18 protein-coding genes are annotated in these 15,672 nt (G+C 66.6%); 1 reads left to right on the plus strand and 17 read right to left on the minus strand.

Annotated elements, in window-relative coordinates; genetic code table 11:
• Position 1: 1 nt before the first annotated feature.
• The 12 genes from FHR82_RS17155 to FHR82_RS17205 all read right to left on the minus strand — a co-directional run bounded on the left by FHR82_RS17155 (position 2) and on the right by FHR82_RS17205 (position 9,093).
• Positions 2 to 1,558, minus strand: coding sequence for a replication initiator (locus tag FHR82_RS17155; RefSeq protein WP_225944039.1), 1,557 nt, complete (start codon positions 1,556 to 1,558; stop codon positions 2 to 4).
• A 29-nt stretch (positions 1,559 to 1,587) separates the two neighbouring features.
• Positions 1,588 to 1,869 carry a hypothetical protein gene (locus FHR82_RS17160; RefSeq protein ID WP_184811362.1) on the minus strand — a complete coding sequence of 94 codons (282 nt, stop codon included), beginning with the start codon at positions 1,867 to 1,869 and terminating at the stop codon, positions 1,588 to 1,590.
• 124 nt (positions 1,870 to 1,993) lie between these two features.
• Positions 1,994 to 2,557, minus strand: coding sequence for a hypothetical protein (locus FHR82_RS47455; RefSeq protein ID WP_311771121.1), 564 nt, complete (start codon positions 2,555 to 2,557; stop codon positions 1,994 to 1,996).
• Between the two features lie 5 nt (positions 2,558 to 2,562).
• On the minus strand, positions 2,563 to 3,414 hold the full coding sequence (locus FHR82_RS47460; RefSeq protein ID WP_311771122.1) for a P-loop NTPase family protein: 852 nt from the start codon (positions 3,412 to 3,414) through the stop codon (positions 2,563 to 2,565).
• Between the two features lie 388 nt (positions 3,415 to 3,802).
• Positions 3,803 to 4,315 (minus strand): helix-turn-helix domain-containing protein, encoded by a 513-nt coding sequence (locus FHR82_RS17170; protein ID WP_184811363.1) that lies wholly within the window; start codon positions 4,313 to 4,315, stop codon positions 3,803 to 3,805.
• Between the two features lie 44 nt (positions 4,316 to 4,359).
• A complete protein-coding gene (locus tag FHR82_RS17175; RefSeq protein ID WP_184811364.1) occupies positions 4,360 to 4,611 on the minus strand; it encodes an AMED_5909 family protein in 252 nt (83 codons plus the stop codon).
• On the minus strand, positions 4,611 to 4,919 hold the full coding sequence (locus tag FHR82_RS17180) for a hypothetical protein (RefSeq protein WP_184811365.1): 309 nt from the start codon (positions 4,917 to 4,919) through the stop codon (positions 4,611 to 4,613). Before FHR82_RS17180 ends, FHR82_RS17175 begins: the two co-directional genes overlap by 1 nt.
• Positions 4,916 to 5,368: a hypothetical protein gene (locus FHR82_RS17185; protein ID WP_184811366.1), complete on the minus strand. Its 453-nt coding sequence runs from the start codon at positions 5,366 to 5,368 to the stop codon at positions 4,916 to 4,918. Before FHR82_RS17185 ends, FHR82_RS17180 begins: the two co-directional genes overlap by 4 nt.
• Before the next feature lie 2 nt (positions 5,369 to 5,370).
• On the minus strand, positions 5,371 to 5,655 hold the full coding sequence (locus FHR82_RS17190) for a hypothetical protein (protein ID WP_221463810.1): 285 nt from the start codon (positions 5,653 to 5,655) through the stop codon (positions 5,371 to 5,373).
• Positions 5,656 to 5,769: 114 nt separating this feature from the next.
• Positions 5,770 to 6,324 carry a flavoprotein gene (locus tag FHR82_RS17195; protein ID WP_184811367.1) on the minus strand — a complete coding sequence of 185 codons (555 nt, stop codon included), beginning with the start codon at positions 6,322 to 6,324 and terminating at the stop codon, positions 5,770 to 5,772.
• Positions 6,324 to 7,565 (minus strand): helix-turn-helix domain-containing protein, encoded by a 1,242-nt coding sequence (locus FHR82_RS17200; RefSeq protein ID WP_184811368.1) that lies wholly within the window; start codon positions 7,563 to 7,565, stop codon positions 6,324 to 6,326. Before FHR82_RS17200 ends, FHR82_RS17195 begins: the two co-directional genes overlap by 1 nt.
• Positions 7,566 to 7,656: 91 nt before the next feature.
• Positions 7,657 to 9,093 carry a P-loop ATPase, Sll1717 family gene (locus tag FHR82_RS17205; RefSeq protein ID WP_184811369.1) on the minus strand — a complete coding sequence of 479 codons (1,437 nt, stop codon included), beginning with the start codon at positions 9,091 to 9,093 and terminating at the stop codon, positions 7,657 to 7,659.
• An 88-nt stretch (positions 9,094 to 9,181) separates the two neighbouring features.
• On the opposite strand from FHR82_RS17205, the gene FHR82_RS47465 reads away from it, so the two are divergent.
• Entirely contained in the window at positions 9,182 to 9,964 is a 783-nt protein-coding gene (locus tag FHR82_RS47465) for a pentapeptide repeat-containing protein (RefSeq protein WP_184811370.1), read from the plus strand.
• Positions 9,965 to 10,608: 644 nt separating this feature from the next.
• Here the strand turns inward: FHR82_RS47465 and FHR82_RS17215 are convergent.
• The 5 genes from FHR82_RS17215 to ispD are packed head-to-tail and all read right to left on the minus strand — an operon-like array spanning position 10,609 to position 15,636.
• The gene (locus FHR82_RS17215) at positions 10,609 to 12,042 is read right to left on the minus strand and encodes an MBOAT family O-acyltransferase (protein ID WP_184811371.1); all 1,434 of its coding nucleotides are present in this window, start codon (positions 12,040 to 12,042) and stop codon (positions 10,609 to 10,611) included.
• 42 nt (positions 12,043 to 12,084) lie between these two features.
• Positions 12,085 to 13,047 carry a 23S rRNA (guanosine(2251)-2'-O)-methyltransferase RlmB gene (gene rlmB, locus FHR82_RS17220; protein WP_184811372.1) on the minus strand — a complete coding sequence of 321 codons (963 nt, stop codon included), beginning with the start codon at positions 13,045 to 13,047 and terminating at the stop codon, positions 12,085 to 12,087.
• 4 nt (positions 13,048 to 13,051) lie between these two features.
• Entirely contained in the window at positions 13,052 to 14,434 is a 1,383-nt protein-coding gene (gene cysS / locus FHR82_RS17225) for a cysteine--tRNA ligase (protein ID WP_184811373.1), read from the minus strand.
• A gap of 45 nt (positions 14,435 to 14,479) precedes the next feature.
• Positions 14,480 to 14,947 (minus strand): 2-C-methyl-D-erythritol 2,4-cyclodiphosphate synthase, encoded by a 468-nt coding sequence (gene ispF, locus FHR82_RS17230; RefSeq protein WP_184811374.1) that lies wholly within the window; start codon positions 14,945 to 14,947, stop codon positions 14,480 to 14,482.
• Positions 14,944 to 15,636, minus strand: a complete 693-nt coding sequence (gene ispD, locus FHR82_RS17235; RefSeq protein ID WP_184811375.1) for a 2-C-methyl-D-erythritol 4-phosphate cytidylyltransferase — start codon at positions 15,634 to 15,636, stop codon at positions 14,944 to 14,946. The genes ispF and ispD overlap by 4 nt, the downstream gene beginning before the upstream one ends.
• Positions 15,637 to 15,672 lie beyond the last annotated feature (36 nt).

Here is a 15,672-nt window from a genome sequence, read left to right on the forward strand (position 1 = left end):
GTCAGGCTGCCTGCGTGGAAGTTGCTGAAAGATCGGGCGGTGACGCGGCGAGGAGCGCTCTGTCGTACTCGGCCCGCCATCTGATCCGCTCCGCGATGGCGTGCATGAGCAGGTGCGCGCGGGGCGGGACGTGGGGGTCGCCGGGCTGGACTTTGTGCCAGACGAGCCGCCGAGGTTCTTCCTCTGGCTTCTCGATCCCGATGTCTGCGAGGGCTTGGAGCACGAACGCTCGCCGGTCCGCCCTGTGGTCAGCGAGGCTTTTGCCTGACCACTTTCGCGACACGAGCACCCGCCGACCCGGTAGGCCGAGCGTGGTTCGCCGGTGAGCGCGCCCCTTGCAGTGCCCCGGCGTGGTCCGGGAGTTCGCCCCGAGCGGCTCGACGCCGTAGAGCAGCCACACCGCGCACCGTGGCGAGCAGGGCGTGACGGCCAGCTCGTCGTGCAGCCGGTCATGGTGCCGTCGCTGGCGGTCGGAGTTGGCCTCGACGACCTCCCCGAGCGACTTCGTCAGGTACTTGGTCAGGTAGCCGATGTGCCGCCCGGCTTCCTCCGAGCCGCCGAGGATGCCCTTGGAGTGCACCTGCCGCCCGAACGTGGCGACGTGCGCAGGCTCGTCGACGTCCTCAAGCGCATCAGCCCAGGTAGTCAAGGCCCTTCGCGTGTCGGGGTCGACGAACCGTTCCCCGTCCCACACGGGCAGGTGGTCGCCGTCGTAGACGAGTTCGTCGTGCCGGGGCCACCAGACCTGGAGGTAGGTAGCCACGGTCACCTGCCGCACCACCTCGTGCGGGATGGAACCGCGGATCGCGGCATGCAGGTGCGGAGCCACCCGCTTCTGCGGCTCCACGGTCGCGAAATACTGCACGTCCCAGCCCACGCAGCGGCGCAGGTTCTGCCACCACCGGTCCACAAGCGACGCGAAGTGGACAGCATCACGGGCAGCGCGCCGGTAGTCATATGTCGACTCGTCGACCGGTGTTCCATCGTCGCGCACGCGGCCGTAGCTGTCGCAGGTCAGGGTGACGAACATGGACGGCCGGAACCGCCCAGCGAACTCCCGCCCGAGGGTTCGCTTCTCCACGCGCCGCCGAGGCAGGTTCGGCGCGTCCTGCCGCCGCTTGGTGGACCGCTTCGGCGCGGTCTTCTGGGTCTCCAGTTCCGGAGAGGGGAGACGTCCGCGCATGCCGAGGCCACGTAGTTCCTCGTCGACAGAGCGGATCTCGTCCCGCAAGTCGTCGGCGTCGGCACCCTCGGCGGTTCGGTAGGCGGCGACGAGGTCGGCCCGCAGCGTCAACAGCGCCTTGTGATCCTCACTCGGAGGCTCCGGGGTGAAGTCCGGTTCTTCGGTCAGGTGCCAGCCCTCTCGGCACTGGACGACCCGCAGCGCGCGAGCCTTCCGAGCACACGGCCCACAGACGGACTCGACCGTCGAGCCGCAGGGCACGGCGACGTGCCGGAGTTCGCCGGTGTCGAGGTCGCCGACCTCCATCGTGAACGGCCGGACGCACACGCCGTGCTGCTCAGCGGTCGCGGTGACAACGTCGATGGCAAGCGGCATAGCCACTCGCTCAGCGCGGGTCTGGTGAGTCATGCCGCCACCCCCGCCGACCCGGAAGCCCAGAAGCGCAGGACCGAGAGCGCGACGCTCTGCCGTCCGCCGGGCTGGAGGTCCGCGAACACATCCTCGGTGAAGTCGACGCCGCCGTACACGACGACGCGGGTGGTGTCGTGCCGTTCGCCGGTGACCGTCAGGTGCACGGTCTCGCCGTGCGGTGGCCGCCACGCGGACACGGTGATCCTGGTGAGCGTGTCGACCCACGCCAGCAACCCGGATGCCAGTTCAGACAGCAGTGAGGGGTGCAGGTGCACATGACGTGTTCGCCCTCGATCAGGTCGCAGCGCACCGTCACCGACGCAAGCGGAGTGTTCAGGTCGTGCGCGGTCAGGTGCTCGCGGACCGACCCGAGCAGCCGCACGATGGTGTTGGCGTCAGTCATGCCGCACCTCCCCGCGTCATGTCGCGGCCGGCGGGGAAGTCGACTACCTCCGCCGACGTGGGCAGAGCAGGACGGCCGGTGAGGTAGCCGACGAGTTGGGTGAGGTGGTCGTCGGTGACGTGGAAGGTCCGTGCTCGCACCGGTTCCCGCTTGCCGTCCTCCTTCACCCAGGCCACGCCTGGTGTGCTCTCGGAGATCTCGTGCGCGGCCGCGCCCCGTTTGCGGACGCCGTCGCCGAGGACCATGTCGACTTGGGCGGGTTCGTCGAGGCGCATGGCGATGCGGGTGGAGAACAGGTGCCGGAAGGCGATGATCTCCTTACGCGGGTCCTGCAACAGCCCCAGCACGCACACACCAGGCGCGCGCCCCTGCGAGGTGATGGCCTGCACCGCCCGGGTGGCGCGATCGCGAAGGTTCTTGTCGGTCTGGTAGGCGATCACGTCCGCCAGCTCATCAACCACGAGCAGGATGAACGGATCACCAGACTCAGCGGTCCACATGCGACGACGACCCCGGTAGGATTCCGCGCGGCGCTTCACTTCCTGCGCCAGCCACTCCAACAACGTCACGGCGTGCGACCCGTTGTCGTAGACGACCCGTTCGAACACCTCCGGTGCCTGCCCCAGTCCATCCCGCCCTTGGGATCGATCCCGTAGAGCTTCACCCGCCCGGCCTTGATCGCGGGAGCCAGCGCCCAGGCAACGGACCACAGCAGCGAGCCCTTACCTGCACCGGAGACGCCGACGGTCAGGACGTGGGTGCCGAGGAGCTGAAGCCGCAACGGCTTCCCGGTCTCGGTCCGGCCGATCACCACGCGCCGCAAGTCCACTGCGGACTCGTCGACCAGCTCAGGAACGGGAATGGAACGAGCAAGCGGGTCGGAGTGGATGAAGTCCAACTCCAGACGGCCAGGCTTGCGAACCCGCACGCGGCAGGACTCGGCGTTGAACGCGTGCGCCAGCCCCGAGGCGTGCAGCTCCCACTGCTCGGGAGCCTGCCCCTTGACCATCCGAACCCGCACCAGGTCCCGCCAGCCCTCAGCGCGAACCCGGCCGAGCGTTGGCCTGTACTCACGGCCACGCTTGTCTTTGGTCAGCTCCGAGAGTCGCATGACCGACCGCCACTCCCAGGCGTAGACGAACAAGCGGCGGCACTCGGTCCGGACACGTGGTACGACGAACCGCTCGAACGAGGGCCGGGCACGCCACCACCACAACGCCAGCAGCCCGAGCAGCACAGCCAGGAACGCGGCGAACCACCACGGCCCCAGATCGGAGTATGACCACCACGCGGCGATCAACAGGGCCAGCGAGAGCGGGTAGCGGTAGACGATCCGGCCGAGCTGGAACACAAGCCAGCACAACAGGATCAGGGCCGCAACGGGCGAGAGGACGAGCTTGACCCAGCCGGGCAGCATCGTCCACCACGGCAACCGAGGCCGCGACACTTCCAACGGTGCGGGGTCAACCCAGCGGGATTCGCGCACCATCACCGACCACCCCGCCCGAAGTCCAGCGGCAAGGTTCCGGCGCACCGGCCGCACAGGATCTCGCCGGGTAGCAGCCGAGCGAACCGGCGGCACTTGCTGCAGCGCGTTCGGGTGACCCCTACTGGTGCCGAGGTATGGGTTGGTTCTAGCCTTGTCATTGCTTACCTTCCGGGTGAGCAGCGCAGGAGCGGAAACAGGTTGGTAGCCAGGTGTTCCGCTTCTGCGTCTTACGGATCCGTTGCAGCGCAACAAGAGCGCACTTCACCGCCGCACAACGTGCGTGCACGGTGCGTTCCGATTAGTGACAGCAGAGTGTCTATACGGGTACGGCGTCCACCTCCTCGGTGACCGTGTGGTCCGGGGTGAACTTGGCGAGGTAGGCCGACATCTCCCGATTTGTCCGGCCCATGACCGCGGCCAGCTCCCGCACTCCGTCCGGCGACACCTCGATCACGCCGTCAGCACTGTCGTGGAGCCGGTTCCGCGCCCACGGCACCAAGGGCCGGTAGTGGACATTGGTGTTCTGCAACACCTGCCGCAGGTCCACCCGCATGGTGATGTTCTGCAGATACAGCCGGGCGCGTTGCAACGCCTGGGCCACGATCACCGACGCGGGCACCTCCAACCCCTGCGACAGCTCCAGCAGCCGCAACATCGTGAGCTGCCGCAACCCGTGCTCGTACGCGAGCAGCGTGCGGTCCCCGATCTGGGACGGCAGCCGCTTCACGAAGAACGCCCGCGACCACCCCCGCGCTTCACGAGCCCGCCGCAACTCATCTCCGAGCGCCCGCGCGATCGCCGACGCGGTCACCTCGTCCGTCACGTCCAACGGATCAGCCTGCGACCCAGGCCCAGATGCTGTCGTGGTCATGGCTAGGTGTCGCTGTCGATCGCAGGGGCGATGCGGTGCTCGATCTCCCGAGCCCGCCGGATCGCAAACGCCGCGTACTGCGACGCCTCCGCCCGGTTCGGCACGTCAACTTTCGCCGCCGCCGCGTACACCTCCGCGCTGTGCCGATGAAACGCCATCCACTCCTCAGGCGCCGCGTCGTGACTCGGCCTGCGCCGCCACAACACCTCGTGCGCCTCGAACAACGACGACGGCGCAACCTGCTGACAGCCCATCAGTACCCACCACCCGAGTCACCGAGGTCGCCGGTCACCAACCGGTGCCGAGGCGCACGCTCAGGCGGAGCAGGCTCCCCGTCCGGATCGATCTCAGCGGCCAACTTGGCGGCCTCGCGCGCCAGCTCCCGGCAGAAGTCCGCGAGTCCCCGGGTGCCTGCCACGGATGGTTCGCCGTGGAGGGTCATGTTCACGGGGTCGAGGTAGACCATCAGGACCGGCGTGCCACCGGGGCCGCGTGTGGCGGCAGCGCCAGCGTTGCGGCCGGGGAAGCAGGCGACCTGATAAGTGGTGCTGTAGTCGCTCATGCCGCCGACTTCCCCTCACCCCTCGCTGAGCTGGAACGGCCGGAAGCAGGTGCGTCGACGCCCCGCAGGCCGGTGGCGCGGACGACCCAGGTGATCCACTTGGCCTGGCCGGATGCTTCGGCGCGCGGCTGGACGGTCAGCCCTTCCAGGACCACGGGCCGGAACGGCAGGTTGCCCACGGCCTCGGGCGGCACGGGCTGGACGTCGGCGGTGATGTCGACCGAGATGGACTTGTCGCGTTCCTTCTCGGCGGACGGGTCGGCGATGGTGGCGCGGTAGAGCCGCTTGCCGGTGGTCTCGTCGATCCGGGGCCGGATGGGACGGTTGCGGGCCTTGTCTTCTTGCGACTGGTACTCGGTCAGGGGCTGGATGTCGCCCATGAGGTACGCGCCCTGGGGGAACAGGTCGTCGAACGCGATGGGGAACCGTGCGCCGTGGGGTACAGCCATGATCAGTCTCCTTTGTTGTGGTTGGTGAGTCCGGCCCAACCGCTCGGGCGGTCGTCGAAGGTGCGGGAGCGGTTCTGCTCGTCGCACCAGTCGGCGAAGTCGCTCGCGGCCGCCGCCAGGGAGCGGGCGAATCGGGCGGTGTCGGCCAGGCCGCCGATGCGTGCGGGGACCTGAACGGTCATGCCGACGTCACCGCTGCCCGCGATGAGCTGCCGGACGCCCAGCAGGGGCTCGATGACCTCAGCGCCGAAACCGGCCGTGGGTTGGATGACTACGTGCACACTCATGCGCCTTCCGCCGTCCTCGGGGCACCCGGTCGGGTGCGGTGATCCAAGGAAACCGGCGGAACAGGCCAACGACCCGGACAAACTGTCCGGGTGCCTCAATTGGAGGGGTTGCGGCTACCGCTGAGCTGCGGAAACGATGGCGTCGATGATCGCGTCCCAGGGCAGTTGCTTGCCTGGCGCGGAGCGCGGCTCGTGCAGGGGCCACACGTCATCGCCCATTACGAGATGCACACCAGCCCGCGTCAGGGCAGAGGTGTGACTGTCCCACGACGGTTGACGCGCGTGGGCAGCGTTGATGCGTGGGAAGACGACGACCGGCACGGTGCCACCACCGATGGCCTCGCAGACCTGGGTGAGAGCCTGGTTGTCAGCCAGGCCGAGCGCGAGCTTGCCGACGGTGTTCGAGGTGGCCGGGACGACCGCGTAACAGTCGATCTTCGGGTGCGGGCTCTCCTCGCCGGGCAACCGCGGCTTCACCCGTACTGGCAGGCCCGTGACCTGCTCGATCTTGTCGAAATCGCCGGTCGCTTTGAGCCAGGTGGCAGCGGTCGGCGTGAGCGTGACAGCCACCCGCCAGCCTCGTTCAATCATGGGCTCGACGAGCTTTGGAAGGATCTCCTCCAGGCCACCGGCGGCGGAGCCGACCAGGCCGAGCACGGGCGCGGCCATCAGCTGTCACTCACCGCGCGGCAGCGTTCGGCCAGCGCGAGGAGCAGCGAGGACTTCTTGCCGCCGGTGACCGGCGCTCGCCGGTAGATGGTCCGCACGACCTCCCGCGCGATCGCGGAGTGCCGGACGAGCTGCGGTGACTTCTCCTCGGCTGACAGCAGCACCTGTACGGCGTCGTCGTCCTTGGCGAGAAGGCTGAGTGCGCGGGCGTGGTCGATGAGGTGTGTGACCTGTCGTTCGACCGGCACGCCGCTGGTGTCGAGCTGCTCGGCCTGCTTGATCGCCAAGGGGATGTCGCCGAGGTCGAGCCCAGCAGAGATCCGGTGCAGGGCGACGTTGGTCGGCCCGAACCCAGTCAGCCAGTGATTGGCGTCCTCGCCGAGGGCGTCACCAGCGACCTCGGCCTTGGAGAGCAGTTCGGAGGCGATGCCCCGGTCCTGCTGACGCGCGGCGGCGATGGCCGAGCGGAGGTGGAGCATGCCGTACAGGCTCAGCGCGGCGGGGTCGCCGTCCTTCATCCTGGGCATCAGCCAACGGGCAGCAGCGTCGCCAAGCTGCATGGCGTCGTCGAACCGGCCGACCGCGAGCAGCGCGTGTGTGCCGGACCGGGCGGCGGACGCCAGAACCAGGGGATCGTCGGCGGTATCCGCGGCTTGCATGGCACGTTCGGCGGCGATCCAGGCAAGGTCAGCCTCGCCGACCTTGGACAACGTGGTCGCGGCCAGGTGGTGGATGCGGGCGGACACGGCCGCGCACCGGCGCTTGTAGGAGCCGTCCCCACCGGCTGCTTCCATCTGCTGAGCAGTCTTGATCAGACGCGGAAGCGCGGCGACGACCTTGCCGATCCGGCCACCCTGGTAGTCCGACCAGGCATCTTCGGTCCACGACGCGACCGGCTTCGGGTCGACGTACTCGGGCTCGAATCCGCCGCCGAACAGAGTCTTGGACAGCCGCTGAGGAGCCATGAGCGCGTCCCGGATGGCAGGGACATCGTCGTTCTTGTGCTCGTCCTCCATGAGCACCGGCTCACCCAACAGGTCACCAAGCGTGACACGCAGAGCTTTCGCGACCTCGACCAGCACGTCCAGGCGCCGGATGTCCCGCTCGCCACGCTCGATCTTGGACAACCAGTCCTCAGACCGCCCCACCAACCCCGCCAACGTGGCCTGAGCCAGCCCCCGCCGCCGCCGGTAGAACGCAACGCGCTCCCCGACCGTCAACGGATCACCAGCACCACGCATAACCTGAGGTTACCGCCCCTCCGGACGATCAAGGAAGGCTTCGACTCCATGGCTGACGGCCTCGACGTTACCTCATTCCACTTTTTGCAATCTATCCATCATCTGAACTCAAGATAAGGCTATAGTAGATCGAGTTTGGATCATCTGGTTGCAATGCCCACCGATAGGCGGGATGAATCTCCCAGTTGAAGCCGAAGTCTACTAGTTCACTTTGAAGGTATCTTTGCTCTTCAAAGTATTTCCGGATAATCAAATTGCTGCGCTCTTTGCGAGCCGTAAGAAAGTTGATCTTGTACATGAAGGCGGCCAGATCCTTCTTGCTGGCGACCCTTCCAAGCTTAAAACGAAATTGACCTTGCTCCGTGATATCTTGAATCTTCTTTAGAAGGTCGGCTGTCTCGTAGACGTACCCAGCCTTCGCGGTCTTCTCCTTCTTTGTTGGCCGCATATTCAGTATAAGTCGCTCGACATCTGGCAACTCGGATCGATATTCGTTAATGGTATCTTGCACTCGTCCTTGGGAGTATTCCTCGAATGAGTTTTCCAAATCTTCAGTGTATATTTTTGCATGCTTGGCGATCCGTGCGTTACGAGCCGACAATGAGCAAAGCTTGACAAGGTCGCGAGGTCGTTTGCGGATAAGAGACATCAAGACTCGATGCGTTGGAGCATTTCTCCAATGCCCCTGTCCGCGAAATCTATCGTCGAATACGGGAGCTAGATACGATGCCAACTCGTTCGGGCTCCGTGTACGTAACCACTCATAGTCCAGATTGCGGCCGAAGAAAGTTTCAATCCGCTTGACCAAAAGCGCGAAGATTTCGTGATTTGTCCATGAATGCCAGATGACCGATCCCTCAATTTTGTCGGTCGACTCATCTGAGGTGCGGACCAGAAAGTACACATCTGAACGAAGGCTAATTCGAAACCGAAGTCCACTTTCCTCATTGGCGAGATCTCGAACTGCGTTTAGCAGCGCCGAGATTCGCTTCACATCGCGAGGTCGCCCCTCCCAGCCGCGATCGAGATCGTCGATATACGTAGTAAGGTGTCGATCTTTCAAAAACTGTGCTGACGTTGCGTTGTCGACACCCTCCGATGCAATTCGGGAGGCAAGTGCGGGAAGGATCGACTGACCCTCTTCAATGGCAGAGGCAACTGCTCTAGCGTTCAGCCCCAGAGCTTTAGCTGCTCTATTAGCTAAAATTTGAAGTAGGCCGCGCTTCCAGTATCTAATGGCGCGGAGAAAGTCCGCGTCGTCTTTCTCTATATCCAGTACATCGTCCGGCTTTAGGACGATCACCAAGTTATTAGAATCGCGCTGTTCAAGAATAGCGTTTTGAAAAAGCGCTGACTTCCCGATTCCCTTATGGCCGACCAAAACGCGGACAGGCAAGTCGGTTACAACCTGATCGTATGTTGACGACTTGAAATAGTATTCGCGGAGGCGTAGTGGGTCTTCATCTTCGGCAGCCTCGTGACCGAATAGCTTTTGAATAGTCCGTTCGTCGAATTCAAGACGGGCCACTGCGCCTCCCCTGTTGTATAACCGGCGAAGATTGTACCCTACCGTGAGCAGAGGTCGTGGCGCGCGAGAGAGTACCAAGGAGTTATCGGTGGGAAAATTTCGGACATGGCTGCTCTGGGTGTTGGCGATGCTTGCCATACTACTGCTGGGCGCCACGTTCGTTGGACTAGCATTGCCCCTCCGCTCACTGCTTTCAGAAAGGGTGGAGGGGCTCACAACCGCCGAACGACTAAAAGCAGCCAACGACGCCCGCACGACGTTCGTTAGTGCAATGGTAGGCGCTGTGGCACTAGGCAGTGTGATCGTAGGCCTTAGAACCTATAAATTGTCTCAATCTGGACAGTTCACGGACCGATATTCACGTGCCGTCGAGCATCTAAGTAGCGAAAAGACTACCGTGCGCCTCGGTGGAATATATGCGCTAGAACGGCTGGCAAAAGATTCGTCGTTTGACAAACAGGCAGTGGCTGACGTACTGGCAGCATTTATAAGAGAGGCGGCCACAGTGGTAAATTCTGATGGTGAACGCCAGCTTTCCTCGGATGCACAGGCGGCCATTCGGGTAATTGGCGCCAAGTTTATGCGTGGCGGACGCCGGGAGGTGAACCTTGCCGGATCCAGTCTTCCACTTGCTGATCTCCGCTCGTTGGATTTATCACGGTCAGATCTAGTCAATGCTGATCTCTCAATGGCTAGTTTAGACAACGCAACACTAGAGAACTCCAATCTCGCCGGAGCGGATCTTCGTGGGATCACCGCTAATGGTACGAAATTTTCCGGAGCAAACTTGACATCCGCTGATCTACGCGGTGTCAAGGTGCACAAACTTAAGTTGACAGACTCCCAAATGGCATCCATTAGACGTGAATAAAGTGCGCCAGCCCATTTGGTTTGGCTACCGACACACACTCGACCAGCAACGTTCGCCTGGGTTATCTACTCAGAGGCTGCGTCTAGCTATCCCTGCGTCTCATTTCACCGATGTCTGGCTGTGTCTAGTCGTACCTGATGCTTGACGGTGTCTGGCTGATGCTGTGGAACTTGGCTCTATGGGATCAAGGCGCGCCGCCGGTGGCGGCGCGCTGTGCCCGTCGCGTTGGCGACGTGGTCTGCATCCATCGCGGCACGGGCGGCTTCCGCTCCGCTCACGCCGCCCGGCCTGCGCGGCGCAGCCCACGGCCCGCGACGGGAGCGCCACCACCGGCGGCGCGAGGGACCACAGAGCCACGGTGGCAGCTCCCTCGGCCTCGATCGTCTAACGCCGGGGTGTCGGCATCAAGAGCGCTCCGCGTCGCTGACGCGATGGCCGCAAGCGACCACTCTTGACACCGACACCCCGGCGCTACGTGACGGCCTGTACGAGGGAGCGGGGGAGGTCTAGGCAGACCAAGATCAGGCCGTCTCCAGGCCGTCAGAGGTTGGGGAGCGGCGAGAGCCGACGAGAAACGTCGAGCAACGTCATGCAGGTCAGCGGCACGGTCGGGCCGCGGTCGCGAGGACGGGGAAGCCCGGCCGTCAGAACTGGTAGTACAGGAACGGGCTGAACGTGCCCGTCGCGACCAGGATGGCGGCGTACAGGAGGCCGACCGTCATCACGGTCGCGCGGAGGATGGTCGCCGGTTTGCTGCGGGAGGACTCCAGGAGCGGGCCGGTCACCGGGTGGGCCGGGAGGAAGACGATCGCCACGGCGCACAGGAGGATGATCAGGCGCTGGTTGGTGAACGCCTGGCCCACGACGTCGGTCAGGCCCGTGAAGTCGGGGAGCAGCATGTGGCCGATCATCGTCAGTGCCTGGGGGAGGTCCGTCGAGCGGAAGAAGACCCAGCCGACCACCACGAGGGCGAGGGTCAGGGCCCGGCGGGCCGTGCGGTGGCCGGTGGAGACCGGCGAGGTGTCCTTGTGGAAGCCGCGTTCGATGATGAGCAGGGCGCCGTGGTACAGGCCCCACACCAGGTAGGTCCAGTTCGCGCCGTGCCAGAAGCCCGTCAGTACGAACACGATGAACAGGTTCCGGTAGGTGCGTGCCGCGCCGTGGCGGTTGCCGCCCAGCGGGATGTAGACGTAGTCGCGGAACCACCTCGACAGGGACATGTGCCAGCGGCGCCAGAACTCGGTGACCGTGACCGAGGAGTACGGCCTCGCGAAGTTCTCCGGCAGGCGGAAGCCGAGCATCCGGCCAAGGCCGATCGCCATGTCCGAGTAGCCGGAGAAGTCGAAGTACAGCTGCAACGTGTAGGTGATCGCGCCCAGCCACGCGATCGCGAACGTCATCTCGTCGCCCGGCGTCGAGAAGCACGCTTCCACCAGCGGGCTCAGCGAGTCCGCGATGATGACCTTCTTGCACAGGCCCAGCGCGAACCGCGGGAAGCCCGCCGCGATGTCGTCCAGGCGGTGGGTGCGTTCCTGCGGCAGCTGGTCGGCGATCTCGCGGTACCGGACGATGGGGCCGGCCACCAGCTGCGGGAACATCGAGATGTAGGTGACGTAGGAGACCGGCTGGCGCAGCGCCGGGCGTTCGCCGCGGTAGATGTCCACGACGTAGGAGATGTTGTGGAACGTGTAGAACGAGATGCCGATCGGCAGCACGAGGTGGGTGATCGGGAAGTCGCCGCCGAACAGCTGCGCGAAGCCGTTCAGCTGCTCGGTGAGGAAGCCGAAGTACTTCCACACCACCAGTGACGCCACGTTGAACGTGATCACCGAGATGAGGGTGATCCGCTTGCGCCGCGCCGCCAAGGCCCACTCGTCTGGCTCGAGGTTCTGGCCCGCGACGAAGTTGACGGCCATCGTGAGCAGCAGCAACAGGGTGGTGGGTCCCGCGCCGACGGCGTAGAAGATCAGCGAAGAGACAGCGACGATGCCGTTGCGCCAGGGCCTCGGCGCGAGCAGGATCGCGCCCAGCACCAGTGGCAGGAAGATCCACAGGAACAACGGGCTGGCGAACGACACGCCTCGACCTCCCCCGAACCCGAACGAACCGCCGCGACGAACCTACGTGCGGCCGGCTACCCGTCGCCGCCGGGACACCTCCGCCAGCACCACACCCGCGGCCACCGACGCGTTCAGCGACTCCACGTCGGCGGACATCGGGATGGACACCGTCTCGTCGCACGCCTCGCGGACCAGCCTGGAGAGCCCCCTGCCCTCCGAGCCGACCACCACGACCAGCGGGGACGTCGCGAGCGACAGCTGGTCGACCGTGATCGACCCGTCCGCGTCCAGGCCCACGACCATCAGGCCCTCCGCCGCGTACTGGCGCAGCGTGCGCGTCAGGTTCGTCGCCACCGCCACCGGGATCTTCGCCGCGGTGCCCGCCGATGTCCGCCACGCCACCGCCGTGATGCCGGCGCTGCGGCGCTGGGGAAGCAGCACCCCGTCGGCGCCGAACGCGGCCGCCGAGCGGATCACCGCGCCCAGGTTGCGGGGGTCGGTCACGCCGTCGAGTGCCACCAGCAGCGCGGGCTCCACCGACTCGTGCGCCGCCCGCAGCAGGTCATCCGGGTGGGCGTACTCGAACGGCGGCATCTGCAGCGACAGGCCCTGGTGCAGGGCACCGCCGGTGAGCCGGTCCAGCTCCGGCTTGCTGACCTCGAGCACCGAGATGCCCCGGTCCGCGGCCATCCGCACCGCCTCGGTCACCCGCTCGTCCGCGTCCACGCCGATCTGCACGTACAGCGCCGTGGTCGGCACGTTCGCGCGCAGGCACTCGACCACCGGGTTGCGGCCCGCGACCAGTTCGGCCACCGGCTTGTCCTTCGCGGCCGCGCGGCGCTGCTGTGCCTTCTGCTGCGCCGCGGCCTTGCGCTGGGCCGGGTGGCCGGGACGCACGGTGGCACGGGGCGTCGGGCCCTTGCCTTCCAGGCCCTTCGACTTCTGGCCGCCGGAGCCGCCGACCGCACCCTTCTTCGTCCCAGGTTTGCGCATGGCGCCCTTGCGCCTCGAGTTCCCCGCCACCGGTTCAGCCGTCCTTCAAAGTCCATTGTGGACCGTCGGGGGTGTCCTCGACGGTGATGCCCGCGGCCAGCAGGCGGTCGCGCACCGCATCGGCGGTCGCGAAGTCCCTGGCCGCGCGGGCCTGCTGGCGCTGCTCGAGCAGGTCGCCCACGAGCGTGTCCAGCGCCTTGAGCGCGCCGGTGTCCACTGTGGACGTCGACCAGGCGAGCGGGTCGAGACCGAGCACGGCCATCTGCCCGCGCACCGTCGCGGCCGCCGCCAGCGCGCCCTGCTCGTCGCCACCGTCCAGCGCGGTGAAGCCCTGCCGCACGGTGTTGTGCACGACCGCGAGCGCGGAGGGCGTGCCGAGGTCGTCGTCCATCGCCGCCGCGAACTCCGGCCCCGGCGCACCGAGCGACACCGCGCCGACCCGGCTGCCGACGCGCTGCACGAACGACTCGATCCGCTGGTAGGCGCGCACCGACTCGGCCAGCGCGGTCTCGGAGAACTCCATGGTCGACCGGTAGTGCGGCGCGACGAGGTGGTACCGCAGCTCCTGCGGCCGGTACTTCTCGGTCAGCGCGGGGATCGACACGACGTTGCCGAGCGACTTCGACATCTTCTCGCCCGCCATGCCGACGATCCCGTTGTGCATCCAGAACCGCGCGAACGGGTCACCCGCCGCACGCGACTGGGCCAGTTCGTTCTCGTGGTGCGGGAACACGAGGTCGTGCCCGCCGCCGTGCACGTCGAACTCCGCGCCGAGGTAGGTCAGGGCCATGGCGGAGCACTCGAGGTGCCAGCCGGGGCGGCCCGGTCCCCACGGCGTCGGCCACGCGGGCTCACCCGGCCGCGCGCCCTTCCACAGCGTGAAGTCGAGCGGGTCCCGCTTGCCCTCGGCCGCGGACTCGCCCTGCTGCACCTCGTCGGGCTTCTGGCCGGACAGGGCGCCGTACGCGGGGTAGGAGCGCACGTCGAAGTACACGTCGCCCGCCGCCGCGTACGCGTGGCCGGAGTCGACGAGCCGCTGCATCAGCTCGACCATCTGCGTCACGTGCCCGGTCGCGCGCGGTGCGATCGACGCGGGCAGGCAGCCGAGGGTGTCGTACGCCGCCTCGAACTGGCGCTCGTAGGTCGCCGACCACTCCCACCACGGTCGCTCGTGCTCACCGGCCTTGCGCAGGATCTTGTCGTCGATGTCGGTGACGTTGCGCACGAGCGTGACGTCCAGCCCTTGGTGGGCGAGCCACCGGCGCAGCACGTCGTAGTTCAGGGCGCCACGCATGTGGCCGATGTGGGGCGGTCCCTGCGGTGTGGGCCCACACACGTAGATCGACGCCGTTCCGCTGCGTACAGGATGGAACTCCCGCACACTCCGGCTCGCGGTGTCGAACAGGTGGAGGCTCACGGCATAGCTCAGCTTTCGTGGGAAGGACCCGACCAGGGGTACAGGCTAGTCGCGGGGGAAAAGACAGGCGGTGGCAACCGCCGCGATGCCCTCGCCGCGGCCGGTCAGCCCGAGCCCGTCGGTGGTGGTGCCGGACACCGCGACCTCGCCGCCCGCGGCCTTCGACAGCACGTCCTGCGCCTCCTCGCGGCGCTTGCTGATCTTGGGCGCGTTGCCGATGACCTGCACGACGGCGTTCCCGAGCCGGTACCCGGCAGCCTCGACACGGGTGCGGACCTCGGCGAGCAGCTCGACGCCGTGGGCGCCGGACCAGCGCGGATCGCCGGTGCCGAACACGGCCCCGAGGTCACCGAGCCCGGCGGCGGACAGCAGCGCGTCGCACAGGGCGTGCGCGGCGACGTCCCCGTCGGAGTGGCCAGCACAGCCGTCGACGCCGTCCCACCGCAGGCCCGCGACCCAGCACTCGCGGCCGGACTCGACCGGGTGCACGTCGGTGCCGATGCCGACTCTCACGGTTCCGCCCTCACTGTGAACACCGCCTCGGCGACCGCGAGGTCGAAGGGGGTCGTGATCTTCATCGCGGCCACGTCACCGGGCACCGTGTGCACGCGCACGCCGATCCGCTCGACGAGCCCGGCGTCGTCGGTGGCCGAGAAGACGGCGCTGTCGGCGGCCTCGTACGCGCGGCGCAGCACGTCGATCGCGAAGCCCTGCGGGGTCTGGACCGCGCGCAGGTCGGCTCGGCTCGGGGTGTCGACCACGATGCCGTCCGCGTCGACGCGCTTGACCGTGTCCGTGACCGGCAACACAGGAATCACGGCGGGCGCACCCGCCGCGACCGCCTCGGTGACGGATCGCACAAGGGCGGGCGGGGTGAAGGCTCTGGCGGCGTCGTGCACGAGGACGATCTTCGCGTCCGGCACGTGTTCGAGCGCGGCCAGCAGCGCGAGCCGCACGGACGCGGTACGGTCCGCACCGCCGGGCACGACGGAGACCGGTTCGAACGCGGACAGGGCGGCGGCCATCTCGGCTTGGTGGTCGACCGGGGCCGCGACGACGACATGCCGCACGCAGCCCGCTGCGAGCAGGCCACGCACGGCATGTGCGACCAAAGGCAAGCCATGTAGGGAAACCATGGCCTTGGGTCCGGCTGAACCGAGGCGCTCACCCCGCCCCGCAGCGGGGACGAGTGCGACCGTCACAGTGGACTCGATATCTCGTTGTGTGCTGCTGCTCAG

Origin of the sequence: Actinophytocola algeriensis (assembly GCF_014203735.1) — a bacterium.
Taxonomy (GTDB): domain Bacteria; phylum Actinomycetota; class Actinomycetes; order Mycobacteriales; family Pseudonocardiaceae; genus Actinophytocola; species Actinophytocola algeriensis.

What these genes read in the sequence shown, in the direction of transcription:
- FHR82_RS17155 (WP_225944039.1), bottom strand. Translation starts at nt 1,558, where the DNA reads ATGCCGCTTGCCATCGACGTTGTCACCGCGACCGCTGAGCAGCACGGC.
- FHR82_RS47460 (WP_311771122.1), bottom strand. Translation starts at nt 3,414, where the DNA reads ATGCTGCCCGGCTGGGTCAAGCTCGTCCTCTCGCCCGTTGCGGCCCTG.
- FHR82_RS17175 (WP_184811364.1), bottom strand. Translation starts at nt 4,611, where the DNA reads ATGGGCTGTCAGCAGGTTGCGCCGTCGTCGTTGTTCGAGGCGCACGAG.
- FHR82_RS17180 (WP_184811365.1), bottom strand. Translation starts at nt 4,919, where the DNA reads ATGAGCGACTACAGCACCACTTATCAGGTCGCCTGCTTCCCCGGCCGC.
- FHR82_RS17185 (WP_184811366.1), bottom strand. Translation starts at nt 5,368, where the DNA reads ATGGCTGTACCCCACGGCGCACGGTTCCCCATCGCGTTCGACGACCTG.
- FHR82_RS17190 (WP_221463810.1), bottom strand. Translation starts at nt 5,655, where the DNA reads ATGAGTGTGCACGTAGTCATCCAACCCACGGCCGGTTTCGGCGCTGAG.
- FHR82_RS17195 (WP_184811367.1), bottom strand. Translation starts at nt 6,324, where the DNA reads ATGGCCGCGCCCGTGCTCGGCCTGGTCGGCTCCGCCGCCGGTGGCCTG.
- FHR82_RS17200 (WP_184811368.1), bottom strand. Translation starts at nt 7,565, where the DNA reads ATGCGTGGTGCTGGTGATCCGTTGACGGTCGGGGAGCGCGTTGCGTTC.